At 74.7% G+C, this 15,394-nt stretch carries 8 protein-coding genes; 5 read left to right on the plus strand and 3 right to left on the minus strand.

Annotated elements, in window-relative coordinates:
- The first annotated feature begins 264 nt into the window (after window positions 1-264).
- Window positions 265-2,271 (plus strand): hypothetical protein, encoded by a 2,007-nt coding sequence (locus tag K2F47_RS32685; RefSeq protein WP_242909894.1) that lies wholly within the window; start codon window positions 265-267, stop codon window positions 2,269-2,271.
- On the opposite strand, the gene K2F47_RS32690 is transcribed toward K2F47_RS32685, so the two are convergent.
- Entirely contained in the window at window positions 2,268-4,904 is a 2,637-nt protein-coding gene (locus K2F47_RS32690; protein ID WP_242909895.1) for a tetratricopeptide repeat protein, read from the minus strand. The two genes, K2F47_RS32685 and K2F47_RS32690, sit on opposite strands and share 4 nt — an antisense overlap.
- A gap of 80 nt (window positions 4,905-4,984) precedes the next feature.
- Here K2F47_RS32690 and K2F47_RS32695 point away from each other — a divergent pair, with 80 nt between their 5' ends.
- Entirely contained in the window at window positions 4,985-6,253 is a 1,269-nt protein-coding gene (locus tag K2F47_RS32695) for a CHAT domain-containing protein (protein ID WP_242909896.1), read from the plus strand.
- Here the strand turns inward: K2F47_RS32695 and K2F47_RS32700 are convergent.
- Window positions 6,216-10,664, minus strand: a complete 4,449-nt coding sequence (locus K2F47_RS32700; protein WP_242909897.1) for a hypothetical protein — start codon at window positions 10,662-10,664, stop codon at window positions 6,216-6,218. The two genes, K2F47_RS32695 and K2F47_RS32700, sit on opposite strands and share 38 nt — an antisense overlap.
- A 78-nt stretch (window positions 10,665-10,742) precedes the next feature.
- Here K2F47_RS32700 and K2F47_RS32705 point away from each other — a divergent pair, with 78 nt between their 5' ends.
- Complete coding sequence (locus K2F47_RS32705) at window positions 10,743-11,165, plus strand: hypothetical protein (RefSeq protein ID WP_242909898.1); 423 nt, start codon at window positions 10,743-10,745, stop codon at window positions 11,163-11,165.
- A 3-nt stretch (window positions 11,166-11,168) separates the two neighbouring features.
- Window positions 11,169-13,940 carry a hypothetical protein gene (locus tag K2F47_RS32710; protein WP_242909899.1) on the plus strand — a complete coding sequence of 924 codons (2,772 nt, stop codon included), beginning with the start codon at window positions 11,169-11,171 and terminating at the stop codon, window positions 13,938-13,940.
- A gap of 77 nt (window positions 13,941-14,017) precedes the next feature.
- Here the strand turns inward: K2F47_RS32710 and K2F47_RS32715 are convergent, their stop codons facing one another.
- Entirely contained in the window at window positions 14,018-14,746 is a 729-nt protein-coding gene (locus K2F47_RS32715) for a hypothetical protein (protein ID WP_242909900.1), read from the minus strand.
- 5 nt (window positions 14,747-14,751) lie between these two features.
- Between K2F47_RS32715 and K2F47_RS32720 the strand changes: the two genes are divergently transcribed.
- Window positions 14,752-15,390, plus strand: a complete 639-nt coding sequence (locus tag K2F47_RS32720; RefSeq protein WP_242909901.1) for a phosphonatase-like hydrolase — start codon at window positions 14,752-14,754, stop codon at window positions 15,388-15,390.
- The last annotated feature ends 4 nt before the right edge of the window (window positions 15,391-15,394 follow it).

A 15,394-nucleotide genomic window follows, 5' to 3' on the forward strand; every position in this document is an offset into this window, starting at 1 on the left:
TCCTGGAGTACGCCCGCGCGCACGGCACCACGATCAAGGCTGGCGCCTTCCTGCTCTTCTCCGCCTCGGTGCCCCTGGCGATCTCATCGGCCGTCCTCTACCCTGCCCGTCGTCCGGTTCGGTGGCACGGTCTGGCTGGTGGCCGCCGCAGTTTTGATGCCGCGCACCCGCCCCCGTCGCGCGCACCCGTAACAGCACCCCCTGCGCACTTGTCTGGCGAGCGCCTTCCGGGCGGAAAGCCGCTCACCCGGATAGCGTGCGTTGATGAGCTGGCAGCGGGTGGCCGACGAGATCGAGACGCTGATCGCCGCGTACATCGACGAGGGGCTGGACGCCGGCCTTCTGGCGGAGTCGGCACTGGCGAAGGCCGAGCGGCTGTGGACCGAGGCCCGTGAGGAGGACGGCTCGGTCCCGCTGGAGGCGGCCCGCACGGTGGCGCGGCTGTACTGGTTCCGGGCGCGGGCGTTCGGCGCCGGCACCCCGCGGGGCCGGGACGACCTGGGCGCCGCCGTGGGCATCTTCGCCATGATCGACGAGGTGGTGCCGGAGGCCGTCCCGGCCGAGTTGCGGCCCCTAGTCGTCCAGGCGCGGGCCGATCCGCTGGAGGCCGCACTGGATCTGCTCGACGAGGTGCAGTCCGGTGCCCGGCCCGACGCCCTCGACGAGGTGGTGGACCGGCTGTCGCGCCTGCGGGTCGATGACGCGGGCGTACAGGCGGCCATCGACGCCAACCTGAGTCTCGCGCTGCGGATGCGGGCCGAGTCCACCGGAAGCCGCGACGATGTGGACCGGGCGGTCGCGCTGGTACGCGGCGCCGTGGCGGCCACCGACCCGGACGACCCGGATCGGGCCACGATGCTCGACAACCTCGCGACCGCCCTCGGCGTGCGGTTCGCCGGGCACGGTGACCCGGCCGACCTGGACGAGGCGGTCGACGCCGGGCGCCAGGCCGTGGACACCACGCCCGCCGCCGACCCGGCCTGGCCGAGTCGCGCCTCCAATCTCAGCGGCCTGCACCGCGTCCGGTTCGACCAGTTCGGCGCGGCGACCGATCTGGACGCGGCCATCGAGCTCGGTGAGCGGGCCGCCCGGCACGCCGGTTCGGTCGGCCCGGGCGCGGCGCTGCGCTGGTCCAACCTCGGCAACGCGATCCAGGCCCGCTACGAGTCGCGCCGGGCGCCGACCGACCTCGACGCCGCGGTCACGGCCGCCTGGCGGGCGCACGACCTCGCTCCGACCGGGCACCGCTTCCGGTCCGCGGTCCTGGTCGGCTTGGCGAATCTGCTGGTCACCAGATTCGAGCACTGGGGTTCCGGCGACGATCTGGAGGGCGGGCTGCGCCTGTTGCACGAGGCGCTCGCGGAGACCCCCGAGGAGGCGCCGCACCGGTCGTCGATCCTGACGAACCTGGGAAACGCGTACCGGCTGCGCCACGAGATGCGCGGTGACCGCGCCGACCTGGCGGCGGCGCTGGAGTACGGGGCGGCGGCGCTCGCGGTGACCGACCGGACCGACCCGGCGCTGCCGGTGCGGCTGTCCAACCGGGCGATGGCGCTGCTCACCGCGTACGAGATCGACCGCGACCCGGCGCTTCTGGAGGACGCCGCGGCCGCGGGGAGAGCCGCGGTCGAGGCGGTCGGACGGCGCCGGACGGCGCGTTCCAAACTGCTGTCCAACCTGGCCGTCGTGCTCGCCGCGCAGGCCGGGGCCGTGCCCGGCGCCGCCCGCCGGGAACGGCTCGCCGAGGCCGTGCAGGCCGCGCGGCAGGCGGTGGCGATCCTCGACGAGAACCATCCGGACGCGGCGATCCGGCTGGTCAACTTCGCCGGGACGGTGCTGGACGCGGCGGGGCCGGACGCGCCGACCGAGGCGCTCACCTCCTACCTGCGGGCGGCGTCGACGACGACCGCTCCGGCGTCGGTGCGAGTGACGGCGGCCCGCGGCGCGGCCTCGACCGCGGCGCGGGCAGGGCGCTGGGACATCGCCCGGTACGGCTACCGGGAGGCGATCGCTCTGCTGGGCCCGCTGACCACGCGGGCGATCGACCGGCCCGGCCAGGAGGCGATGCTGCGGCGGTTTCCGGGGCTGGGCACCGATGCCGCGGCCGCCGACCTGCACGAGGACGAGCCGCAGGCGGCGGTGCAGACCCTGGAACGGGGGCGCAACGTGCTGTGGTCGCAGGCGCTGGAGGGGCAGGCCGCGCAAGGGCTGCTGGGCGTACGTCCGGAGTTGGCGCGCCGTCTGGCCGAGGTGGCGGAGGCATTGTCCTAACGCATGGCCAGGAGCCCCTGCCGGGCGCGGCTGAGCCGGGCCGCGAGCCGGGGGCGCCGCTCCGCCAGTCGGTGGGCCTCCCGCCGCAGATGCAGCTGCTGTTCCCACAGCAGCGACCGGCCCTGGTCGCCGAGTTCGACGGCCCGGTCGACGCGTCCGGCGTCCAGGGAGGCGGCGGTCGCGTCGGCGGCCAGGGAGTTCCAGGAACGCAGGGCCCGTTCCTGGTCGCGGCGGTCGAGGCCGGTCCAGGCCAGCCGGGGAAGCAGGTCGACGGCGACGGCGAACGCCTCGGTCGCCGACCCCGGATCGCGCAGCGCGAGGGCCTGAGCCGCCCATTCGCCCGCCGCGTGGATGCGGATCAGCGCCGCCGCCGTCGGCTGACGGGTCGCCGCGCGGTATTCGGCGACGGCCTCGTGCCGGAGGTCCTCGCGTCCGGTGGCGTCGGCGAGGTCGGCGAGCACTCCGGCCAGGTTGTACCGGTTGAGCGCCTGGTCGGGATCGGTGGCGTCGGCGGCGTCGATGGCCCGGCGGTAGGCGTCGATCGCGGATTGCAGGTCGGCGGTCGCCCGGGTGAGCCTCCACCGTTCCTTGAACGCGTCGCCGAGGGTGCGCAGCCGGTAGCCGGGAGGAGAGCTGGCGGCGGGCAGGTCCGCGACCGCCCGGAGGACCTCGACCGCCTCGTCGACCAGGGCCGGGTCGCCGGTCTTGGACAGGGTGCTGCCGAGCATCGCCTGGCGGCCCACGCGCTGCACGTGCCGGGGCGGGGTCGCGGCGACCGCGGCCCGGATCAGGACGACCGCCTCGGCGAGGTCGGCCGGATCCGCGGTCTCGTTGTGCCGGGTGATCAGGGCGCTGGCCAGCAGCGTGCGGCGGCGGGGCAGGTCGGGGTGGTCGGGGCGGCAGTCGACTGCCTCGCGCAGCAGGGCGATGCCCTCGGTCAGGTCGCCGTCGCTTCCGTGCAGGTGGTACCGCAGGTGCAGCGCGATCGCCAGGGCGGAGCCGTGATGCCTGCGGCGAGCCGCCGGGGCGCTCCGGTACGCCCGGCGGTGCAGGCCGATCGCCTCGTCCATGTCGGCGGGATCGCCGGTGCGCTCGTAGCGGGAGTCGAGCGCGGTGGCCAGGTTGACCAGGCGCCGGGAACGGTCGAGGTGCCGGGGCGGCGTGCACCGCACCGCCTCCCGGTCGGACGTGATCGCTTCCGCGAGGTCGGCCGTGTCCCGGGTGCGCTGGAACCGTTCGAACCGGACGCCGCCCAGGTTGGACAGCTGGGCGCCGCGGTGGATGTGGGTGCCGGGGAGGGCGGCGAGCGCGGCGGTGCCGACGCGCAGCGCCTCGTCGAGGTCGGCGATGTCGTCCAGGCGGTCGAACCGTGCGGTGAGCGCGTTGGCCCGGTTGCCGGCATGGAGCGGACGGTCATGGCCGACGGCGGCATGGGCGGCCACGGCGTCGTGCAGGTCGGTGAGCGCGCCGCGCTCCTCGTACCGGTCGTTCAGGGCGTGGCCGAGATTGGACAGGTAGTCGGGGCGGTGCGGGTCGCCGTCGCGGGCGCACCGGACGGCCTCGCGGTGCAGGTCGACCGCGGCGTCGAGGTCGGCCAGGTCGTCGGTGGCGATGAAGCGCATGGTCAGCGCGGCGCCGAGGGCCGACAGGCGGCGGGCCCGGTCGTGGTCCTGCGCGGCGGTCCCGCCGAGGGCGTCGTGCAGCAGCGCGATCGCGTGTCGCAGGTCGCCGATCTCGCCGTTCCGCTCGAAGCGGTTGCAGAGCATGAGGGCCAGGTTGGTCAGCCCCATCGGGTCGGTGTCGTGCGCGTGCCGGATGGCCCGTTCGAGGTCGCGGGGCCGGCCGCCGGCCTCGTAGCGGGTGTGCAGGACGGCCGCGTACTGCGACCGGTAGCGGTCCTCGTGCGGTGATCGCCGCAGCGCGAGGCGATGCGCGCGGACGGCCGCCGCGAGGTCGCCGTCGCGGGAGTGCAGCAGGTAGCGGGTGTGCAGCGCGATCCCGAGGTTGGCCAGGTAGCGCGCCTGCTCCGGGGCGTCGCCGAACCCGGACTCCGCGGCGGCCCGGAACAGGTCGATCGCCTCGTCCAGATCCGCCCCGGTGTCGTGGTGCTGGTACCGAGCGAACAGGCCCGCGCCCAGGTTGCACGCGTAGTCGGCCTTCGCGGCGGTGCCCGGCCCGGCGAGCGCGACGGCGCATCGGCCCAGCGAGATGCCCAGGTCCACGGCGAGGTCGTCGAACCGTTGCAGGCAGGCCTCGATGAGGTCGCGCGACTCATGGTGCAGTAGCGCCGGAATGGGCTCGTCGTTGTCGGGGTCGGCCAGCGCCTCGGCCAGCGGGGGCGGCACCGTCGCACCGGGGTCGGCGGCGAGCAGCACCCGGTAGAGCCGGTAGGCCGTCTGGCAGTCGGGGTCGTGGTGGTCGGTCGGCGCCTCCGTCCAGCGGCACCAGAACAGCGACGCGGCCAGGCCGAGCGGCTCCGCGTCGACGGCCACCTCGCCGTCCCCGTGCAGGCGGATCGCCTCGGTGAGCAGGCGGCGGGCATCGTCGCGGGCGCCGTCGCCGCGCACGGGCTCGGGGCCCTCGGCGGCGAGATACCGCTCAAGCCGTCGGCGGACGTCCTCGACCGGCGTCATCGCCTCATCGTAGGCGGATCGGTCCCTCGATTGTGTCGGAGGCCCCACCGCCCTGGGCATGTGTGCGAAAGGGTGGGCCGGTGACCGAATTCAGCGAGGAGCAGGACGTCTCCCGGCTGGTCGACCGCCGGATGGCGCTGACCCGGGAGTGGGACGCGCTGGTCAGGCAGGTGCGGAAGCTGCCCGGTTTCGAGGATTTCCTCAGGCCGCCGCCGCTGGAGAAGCTGCTGCCCGCCGCCGCGCACGGTCCGGTCGCGGTGATCAACGTCAGCCGTTGGCGGTGCGACGCGCTGCTGGTGGTGGACGGCGACGTCCGGGTCCGTGAATTACCGGACCTCAACGCGGCCGACGTGGAGAAGATGACCACCGCGTACTTGAACGTCCTGGACACGGTCAGCCAGCGGTGGCGGGACTGGTGGCGGGCCAAGCAGGGCGCCGGAGGGCTGGAGGCCGCCGAGGAGGAGTTGTCGGCGGCCGAGGACCGGGCCGAGAAGATGCTCCGGGCGATCCTGCGCTGGCTGTGGCGGGCGGTCACCGAGCCGGTCCTGAAGGACCTGGGCTTCACGACGACACCGGACGACGACGTGCCGGCCTGGCCGCGCATGTGGTGGTGCCCGACCGGGCTGCTGACCATGCTCCCGCTGCACGCGGCCGGCGACCATCTGGCGGACGGCCCGCACCGGCCGACCGTCCTGGACCGGGTGGTGTCGTCGTACACGCCGACGCTGCGGGCCCTGGTGCAGGCCCGGGCACCGTTGCCCGAGGACGCCTCGCCGGAACTGCTGATCGTGACGGTGCCGCAGGTCGGCGAGGAGCCGCCGCTGCCCGAGGCCGCCGCGGAGCGGGCCATGCTGGAGCGCCGGTTCGCCGGGCGGCACCGCGTCCTCGACGGCCCGGACGCCACCGTCGACGAGGTGGCGCGGCTGCTGCCCGCCTACCGGTGGGCGCACCTGAGCTGCCACGGCAACCAGGTGCTCGACGATCCGTCGCGGGGCGGCCTGCGGCTCGCCGACGACGTGCTGACCATCGCGCGGCTCAGCGCCAAGCAGCATCAGGGCGAGTTCGCGTTCCTGTCGGCATGCAAGACCGCGACCGGCGGGGTGGGGTTGGCCGATGAGGCGATCACCCTGGCCGCCGCGCTGCACTACACCGGGTACCGGCATGTCATCGGCACGCTGTGGACGGTCAACGCGGCCATCGCGGCGGAGATCGCCGACGCGGTGTACGGGCAGGAGGGCCGGCCGTTCGAGCCGGGCGGTGCCGTGTTCGCACTGCATGCGGTCCTGCGCCGGTTGCGGGAAACGGAGCGGCTCAGCGTGTGGACGCCGTTCGTCCACCTGGGGCCGTGAGCCGGCCGGTCTCCTCCGACAGGCTCCGCAGCAGCTCCAGCAGTGTGCCGCGGGCCCGGCGGTCGCGACCCCCGTCCTGGAGCAGTCCGGCGACGGCGTCACGCGCCTGGTCGCGGTCGGGCCACGTGGTGTCCCAGCGGGCGGCGGCGTGCCGGGCCGCGGCGTGCACGCGCGGCTCGGCGCCGTCGAGACCGCGCAGCACCGCCATGGTGTCGCCGAGGAAGGCCAGGCCGATCAGCGCGCCGTCCCGGTCGGCGCCCCGCAGGTGCTCGGCCACCGCCGTCGCCGTGCCGCCCGGGAAGAGCCTGGTCAGGTATCCGGCGGCGGCGAGGACCTCGGAGCGGGCGGTGAGGGTGAGCACCCCGTACACCGGATGGCAGACCGTGCGGGTCATCTCGTGCAGCTGCGGCATTGTCAGCAGGTCGGCTGCCAGGTCCAGGCCGTCGGCGAGACCGGCTGCCGCGGCTGCCCGCACGTAGGCGACGGCATCCCAGCCGGGTCCCGGAGGTGGGCGCAGCGCGGGCAGAACGTCCTCGGCCGTGTCGCGCCACGGGCGCTGCGGCGGAGGTGCGGCGTCCAGGAGGAACGCGGCCGATCCGAGCGTGGCCAGGGCCAGCGCGTGGTCGTCGGTGTCGGAGGAACGCAGCAGGGTTTCCAGAACGGCGGCGTCGGGGCTACAGCGGGCCAGGGCGACGCGGATCGGCCAGCGGAGGCGGTCCGGGCTGCCGGCGGCGGCCAGTGCGGTGTACACCTGCTCGGCGAGGTGCGCGCCGGCGACCGGATCGCTCTGCCGGGCCGCGGTCAGCAGCCGCGCCAGCGTCTCGTTCTGGCGGGCGGTGCGTACGGCGCGGGAGGTCAGGGACGCGATGGCCGCCGCCTTGCCCGGCAGGTCGTCCGGGAGCGCGGGCGCCGGTTCCGGCTGTGCCGCAGGATCGTCGACGAGCCGGTCCAGCAGGTCGGCGGCGTACCCGCCGATCTCGAAGTCCTCGCGGTGGGCCAGCAGCACGTCGCGGTCGCCGCCCAGCGGTGACCGCAGCAGTTCCTCACGCTCGCGCTGGGCGGCGACGTGGGCGGCCTGGGTGGTCAGTCGCGGCAGCACCGCCGTGAGCCGGTCGAGCCGGCGGCGGGCCGCGGCGGTGCGCTCGCGCCGCAAGCGGCCGGGGATCGCGGCCCCGAGGCGGAGCAGAGCGTCGTGGGCGGCGCGGTGGTAGTGCCAGGGTGCCCGGTCGTCGCAGTGATCGGCGATGAGGGCGGCCAGACCGACGGCGCCGTGCCGGGCCGCCAGTTCCACGGCGGCGATCCGGAGTCGCGCCGGTTGCGGCCGCTCACCGAGCAGATGAGCGGCCAAGCGCACCGGCTCGTCGCCCACCGCCGGCCGCGCGGCCGACATCGGCCCGATGGCGACCGCGCGGGCCGCTGGGGAGAGACGGTCGTCGCGGGCGACCGCGCAGAGCGCGGTGATGCCCGGTTCGCCGAGGGAGTGCAGGGCATCGGCGGCGACCCGCTGGGCGAACCGGGCGGCTTGCGGGTCCCGCAGGCAGGCGACCTGCTCGGCGATGAACCCGGCGTCGTCCGGGCCGGTCATCGCCAGCAGCCGGGCGGCGAAACGCGGATCGGTGTCGCGGGCGACGCGGATCATGGTGGCCGCCGCGTCGTCGGCGCCGGCGCGCGCCGCGGCCAGCCGCAGCGGTTCCTGCCAGACCAGACTGAGGGTACGGGTGGGCAGTGCCGCGGCGTCGTCGATGGCCGAGCGCGCCGCGAAGTAGTCGCGGTGAACCAGCCGGGGGAAGAACAGCTTGCCCGCACGCGATTCCAGTACGCCCTCGTCGAGCAGGCGTGCCCGGCCGGCGTGCCACGCGGCCGGGTCGGCCGCGAACAGCTCGTCCGCGGCGGTCTCCTCGCACCATCCGGCATCGCGGTCGACCAGGAAGGCGGCCAGGGTCTCGGCGGCGTAAGCGGTCCGCGGGTCGCCGTCCAGGTGGGCGAACGCGTCGTCGAGCAGGTCGGTCAGGCTCGGGCGGATTCGTGGACGGAGGTGCCGGGCCAGCAGCGCGACACCGTCGGCGCTGGCGAAGAGCTCATCGATGCGCGGGGTCCCGCGTTCGCCGAGGACGTCGTGCAGCGCCGTCATCGGAATCCCGCGGCGGACGGCCGACTCGGCAAGGAACCTGATCGCCTGCTCCGCGGCCGGGCGCTGCACGCGGTACACGGTGAAGTCCGCGCCGAGGCCGCGGGTGGCGCGGCCGGTGACCAGCACCGGCAGGCGGGGATGGCGGCGCCGCAGATCACCGATGCGCTCGAACAGGCCCGCGGGGGCGCCGCCGTCCACGATGAGGTGCAGGCATCCCGCGTCCATCAGGTGCTCGAGCGCGACGTCGTGGCGGACCGGAGCGTGCCGGGCGAGGAGGCGGGGATCGAAGCGGTCGGCGGCCGGCACGAGCACGGGGAGCCGGTGCCGGCCGCGATCGCCGACGGTGTCGCGGTTGGCGGCGACGGCGCTCAACCGGCGGGCCATCTCCCGCACCACCGTGCTCTTGCCGGTGCCCGCGACGCCGACGAGCGCCGCACACGCCGAGCCGGTCAGCGCCTCGATCGCCGACCGGGGCGGCTCGTCGCCGGTGGCCACCGACAACTCCATGTACGGCTCCGGCCCGCCCCCGTCCCCCGGCCGGGACACGGCTTCCACCGGCCGGGACAGGTCCGCCGGATGCACCGGCCGGTAGACGGCCGCCGCCACGGTGTTGGCCGCCTCGGTGAGGGCGTCCTCAAGGCCGGGCAGGCCGCGCCCGTCGACCTCGCGGGTGATCGCGCCGAGCAGCCTCGCCGCAGCGGCCGGCGCCTGGTGCGCGGCACCGGCCGCGATCGCCGTGGTGGCTCGCAGGTCCGGCGCGGTCCACAACCCGAACGCGGTCGGCGGATCGATCCACTCACCGGCCACCGCGGCGGTGGCGGCCGAGGCCGCCCAGCGGGTGGGCGACTGCTGCTCGTCGGGCCACTTGAAGGTGCGGTGAGCGGCGAGCACCAGGTGACGGCTGTAGTCGGCGAACCAGTCCTGGTGGCTGCCGGTGGGGTGGCAGCGGTAGGCGTGCTCGCGCAGGCGCAGCAGCACCGAGCAGATCAGGGAAAGGCCGGGACGGGGCGCTGTGATCTCGATGCCTCCGGCGGGCAGCACGGCGGCGGCCGCCGTGACCAGCCGTTGCACGGCGACCAGGTCGGCGAGTGTGGGACCGCCCCCGATCGCCCGCATCAGATTGATCTCCAACCAGGCGCAGTCGGCGACCAGCGACTCGCCCCTGTCCGGGCCGCTGGTGCGGGCATAGTCGATCAGGTACGGGTCGCGGTCGACGAGCAGCACGTTGCGGGCGTTGAGGTCCCCGTGCACCCGGCATCCCCGCACTCGCGGCAGGGAGGCCTCCAGGGCCCTGCGCAGGGCGGTGAACGGATGGGCCGCCCGCACGCCGGGCGCGCTGATGGCGTCGCCGTTCTCCGCCAGGCCGGGCAGGGCGTCCCGCAGCCGGGACATGACCACTCCCGGGCGGCTGCCGACGACGGTCCCCCGCACCTCGACGCCTCCCTCGGGGCAGTGCAGGTCCGCCGGTACGCCGCGCAGCTCGACGGTCGCGAAGCCCACCCGGCCGAGGAGCCGGCCGGAGCGCCGGTGCAGCTCGACGTCGTCGACGCGCACCGACCTACCGGCCAGGGCGTCCGCGTCCGGTGGAACGGAGCCGGCTTTCCAGATGGTGCGTTCGACTAACCGGTCCGTGGTCTCGCCGCCGCCGCTTCCGAAAATGCTCCCCGACGCGTCGGCGAGCCGGGTGACCGCTATTGCCAGGTCGGGTCCGAGCGCGGGAACCATGTTCAGCAGTGATGTGGACGGACCGGTCGTGGCGCCGTGGTAGAGCGATCTCTCGGCCTGTGAGAACAACTCACCGATCGCCGTGCCGGCCCGGCGCGCGGCCGCCCGATCACCGAGGGAGGCTCGGGTGAACACCTCTTCGAGCGTCGTCACCGAGTCCTCCGACCGCCCGGCGAACTGCCCGGCATGGCCGTAGACGATCGCCTCCCAGCCGTTCCTCGACACCGCCGAGCCGGGGTCCAGTGTGCTGTGCCGGATCGGCGTGCACATGTGGGTGGCGACCGGCCTGACGACCCTTTCCCAGGCGTCGCGTTCGACCGCCATCTCCGCGGCCGGACCCACCTTGACCACTTCGACGAGCGGCGGCGACCCCGACCCGACCTCGATCCGGAGCACCAGCGCTCCGCCGGCGCCGGTGAACCGTTCGGCGACGCGGATCGACACGTCCTCGGGACCCCAGGCCTCGGCGGGGAGACGTTGCAGGACCTCGTCGATCTCGTCCTCGTCGGCGTCCGGCACCACACCGGGGACGAAGGTGATGGTCCTCCTGGCCAAGCCGCCACCGCCTCGCCGATGCCGCCCATGCGGAACAAGCCAACCCGTGCGCCAGGCCATACAGTAGTCGTCGCGGCAATGCCCACCAGAGCGGGAGCGCGGATGCCGAACCAGGACGATTCCGGTGAGCACCCTCGAACGTCGAGCGAGAGCTGGGCGGTCATCTGCGACGAGTACCCGGACCTGCAACGCTGGGCGTACCGCACCGAGCAGCGCCGGCACTTCATCGAGTTGCGGGCACGGGCCGGGCAGGACGAGGCGCTCGGGGACTGGCTGGCGCTGCGCGAGGAGATGCGGCGGCGCGAGCGCAGCGAGGGGGACGTCGTCAAGGAGACCCTGGCCCACGCCTACGAGCGGGTCGTCAACGGCGCCGACTCCCTCCCCGACACCGAGATCTACGTCTGCCCTGAACAGCGCAAATGTGCCCGCCGCGCCCAAGCCGACGCGCCGGGCGAACCGCCGAGGTGCGACCTGTTCGGCAGTCCGATGAAACCCGCCTGACCGGTGGCCGGCGACGTGGCGTCGGACGGGCCGCGCGACCGCGAGGCGCTCCTGGCCCGGGTCGAGGCGCGGGTGGAGCGGTACGGCGCGACCCGCGACAGCGCCGAGATCCTCGGCGCCGACGCCGCCCGCGAGGCGGCGGCGCTGCTGGCCGTGGTCGGCGACGAGCCGGACGCGGAGGCCGTGCTCGCCGTCGCCTGGCTGCACTGGTGCCGGGCCGATCACCTCGACTCCCCCGACGACGAGGCCGAACTCGCCGTCGCGGTGCCGCTGTTCATCGAGCTCCACGCCGTCGATCCCGGCCTGGTGCCGCCGTTGCTGCGGGCGCAGCTGGACGAACCGGAGCCGGTGTCGGCCGGCACCGCGGCGTACCGGCGGTGGCAGGAGACCGGCGACCGGCGGACTCTGGACGAGGCCGTCGAGCTGCTGCGGGCGGAAGCCGCACAAGCGGACAACACGCCATGGCGGCTGTCCAACCTAGCGGGCGTGCTGCGGGAGCGGTTCCTGATCGCACAGGACCCCGCCGACATCGACGAGGCGGTCACGGCGGCCGACGCATCGGTACGGCTGACCGCGCCCGGCGATCCGGAGCAGGCCGTCCGGCTGTCCAACCAGGGCAGCGCACTGCTGGCCAGGTTCGACCACTCGGGTGACCTGACCGACCTGGACGCCGCGGTGACGTCGCTGCGGGCGGCGACCGGGGCCGCCGACGACGGCGTCTTCCTGTCCAACCTGGCGGCGGCGCTGTTCACCCGCCACACCATGCGGGACGACCCGGCGGATCTGGCCGCCGCGGTGGCCGCGGCCGATGCCGCCGTGACGGCGTCCGGACACAGCGACGAGACCGCCGCGGATGCCCGGGTCGTGCTGTGCCTGGCGCTGACCCGGCAGTTCGAGACGACCGGCGACCCGGCGGTGCTGGCCAGGGCGGTGGCGGCAGGACAGCAGGCGGTACGCCAGGACGGCGCCGCCGCGGCGAGCGGTCTCGCGGGCGCGCTGGTCGCCCGGTACCTACTGACCGGCGCGGTCGACGATCTCGACCACACGATCGCTCTGGGCCGCCGAGCCGTCGCCGACAGCCCGGCGGCGGACCGGGCGACGCACCTGTCGAGCCTGTCCAACGCGCTCCTGCTCCGGTTCGCCGCGGGTGCCGACCCCGCGACGGTCGACGAGGCGATACGCCTGGCGGGTGAGGCCGTGGCAGCCGCCGGCCCGGGACATCCGGGGCGCGTGACGTACCTGACCAACCTGGGTTCGGCACTGCTCACCCGGCACGAATCGACCGGTCGCGACGAGGACCTGCGCGCGGCGCTCGCCGCATGCCGCGAGGCCCTGGCCGGGGCGCCGCCGCGCCACCGGGACCGGCCCCGCGCCACGACGACGGCAGGCCTGGCCCTGCTCGCCCGCTACGAGGCGTCCGGCACGGAGGCGGATCTGGTCCAGGCCGTACACCTGGCCCGGGAGGCCGTGGCGGCCACCACGGCCCCCACCGACGACCGGATCGGCGGCCTCGGCAACCTGTACGCCGTCCTGCACCGGCTGTTCGTCCGCACCGGCGACGTACGGCTCCTCGACGAGGCGATCGGTGCCGTCGAGCAGGCCGCGCGGCTGGCCGCGGACACCGCGTCGGCCGCGTCGGCACTGTCCAACCTGTCCACCGCGTACGGGCTACGGCACGAGGCCACCGGCGCCGCGAGGGACCTGGACGGCGCCGTGGACACCGCCCGGCGCGCGGTCGAGGCCACCGGACCGGCGGACCGCGCCCTGTCCGTCCGGTACGGCAACCTCAGCGCCGCCCTGCAATCGAGGTTCGCGCACCTCGGCGACCTGAGCGACCTGACCGGGGCGGTCGAGGCCGCCCGCCGTGCGGTGACCGCGGCCGACGGCCCCGCGGCACTCGCGGTCTCGCGCTCCGGGCTGGCGGCCGCGCTCTACCGCCGCTTCACCGCCCTGCACGAGGCCACCGACCTGGACGAGGCGGTGGACGCGGCCAGAGCCGCCGTCGCGGCGACGCCCGACCAGGCGCCGGAGCAGGCCGGCCGGCGGGTCAACCTGGCCGCGGTGCTGACGGAGAGCGCCGACCTGGGGAACCGGCCGGAGCATCTCGACGAGGCCGTGCAGCAGTACCGCGACGCGGTCGCCGCCACGGCCGGATCGCCGGTGCTCCGAGCCATCGTCCAGTCCGGTCTGTGCCACGCGCTGACCCGGCGACATGCGACCACCGGCACCCCCGGGGACCTGCGGGACGCGATCACCGCGGGACGTGACGCGGTCCGGCTCGGCGGCGACCGGCCGGCGCCGGACCGGGCCGTTTACCTGGTGAACCTCGCCCGTTCGCTGCACCTGGACAACGACCTCGACGAGGCGTTGCCCCTGCTGGCCGAGGCGGCCTCGGTCCCCGAGGCGTCGGCCGAGGACCGGCTGTCGGCGGCGTGGGAGCGGGGCCGGATCGCGGCCGAGGCGGGCCTCGCGGACCAGGCCCGCCTCGGGTACGCCGAGGCGACCCGGCTGCTGCCGCGGGCGGGCTGGTCCGGTCTCGGCCGGCGCTCCCGGGAACGGCACCTCGGCCGGGTGGTGGCCGTCGCCGCCGACGCCGCCGCCTGGCAGCTGACGACCGGCCACGTGGTCGACGCGGTCGAGCTGCTGGAACTGGGCCGGTCGGTGCTGTGGACCAGCATGCTCGACCAGCGGCCGGACCTGTCCCGGCTGGAACGCGCCGACTCGACGCTGGCCCGTCAACTGGCCCTGGTCAGCACCCGCCTGGCCCGCCTGTAGAGGATTGCCGCGTTCAGGCGCGGTGATGCCCCGTTACCGGTCTTGTCCGGCCGGTAACGGGGCAGCGAAGGCAGGTATTACTTCAGCACCTTCACGGCGACGCGGGACCGGTTGCCCTGCGCGTCGACCGCGATGACCTCCGCGCGGTATTTCACGCCGTCGCGCTTGACCGGGACGGGGATGTCCATGGAGTCGGCGGCGGGAACCACATCGAAGCGGTTGGCGACCTTGGCGCTGAGCACCTCACCGCCGTTGTCTGCACGGGTTACGCGCACGTTGTAGTGGTACACCAGCTCGTCGTCCTCGGCCTGCTCGATGCGCAGCGCAAGTTGGCCGTCCTTGCCGGTCTGTGCCGACAGCGGGTGCGATGACGTCCAGCGCGGGGCCTTCCGGTTGCGGTTGGCGTCGGTGTAGGTGAAGTTCCGCACGACCCGGGCGTCGCTGCCCGCGGTCTTGATCTCCCAGGGCCTGCCGGCCAGCGTCCCGTCGCTCTGGAACGGCGGCTTCCAGTTCGCCGACCATTTCCCGCCGGTGTAGATGTCGTGGAGGTCGGCGTTGAGGTTGATCCGGTTGATGACGGTGCGGCCCGGATAGATTTCCACGGCCAGCCCCTGGGCGGTGGGAGTCTCGAAACGGCTGGCCAGTTTCCCTTCCGCGTCGAGCATCTGGTACCCGTGGTCGAATTCGATGTAGGACGAACTGGAGTCGTTCACGGCGGTGAAGTTCTTCTGGTGGATCGCGCGCGGGTCGTTCAGGTTCAGGTGCGAATGGCCCGAGAAGTAGACGGCGCGCGGGAACTTCGACATGTCCTGTGCCAGCGCCGGGTTGGCGGTCTGCTGGCTACGCGGCGCTCGACGAGGCCGTCGCCGCCCACGTCGGCCGCCCGGTCCCGGCGGAGACGCTGCACCGCTGGACCGGGACGAGCAAGCGGGAGGCCGCCGCCGGCCTGCTCACCGAACTCACCGGGTCCGCGCCGGAGGCCGACGTCGACGCCGTGTACACCGACTTCACCGTCCGGCTGGCCAAGGCCTACTCCGCCGCCCCGCCGACCCCGATACCCGGGGTCACCGAAGCCGTCGCCGCGCTGCGCGCCGCCGGGGTGAAGGTCGTCCTCCAGACCGGCTACGCCCGCGAGATCGCCCGACCGATCCTCGACGCGATGGGCTGGACCGTCGGCGGCACCGTCGACGGCCTGGTCACCAGCGACGAGGTCGCCGCGAGCCGTCCCGCCCCGTACCTGGTCTTCCACGCGATGGAGCTGGCGGGCGTCGCCCGCGTGGACCGGGTGCTGGTCGCCGGCGACACCCCCAACGACCTGGCCGCCGGACGCAACGCCGGCGCACGCTTCGTGGTGGGCGTCCTGACCGGCGCGACCCCGGCCGCCGAACTCGGCCGACACCGCCACACCCACCTCCTGGAATCAGCCGCGCAACTGCCCGCCCTCCTCTGACCCG

The organism is Actinomadura terrae, assembly GCF_022751215.1.
In the GTDB taxonomy this organism is placed as follows: Bacteria; Actinomycetota; Actinomycetes; order Streptosporangiales; family Streptosporangiaceae; genus Spirillospora; species Spirillospora terrae.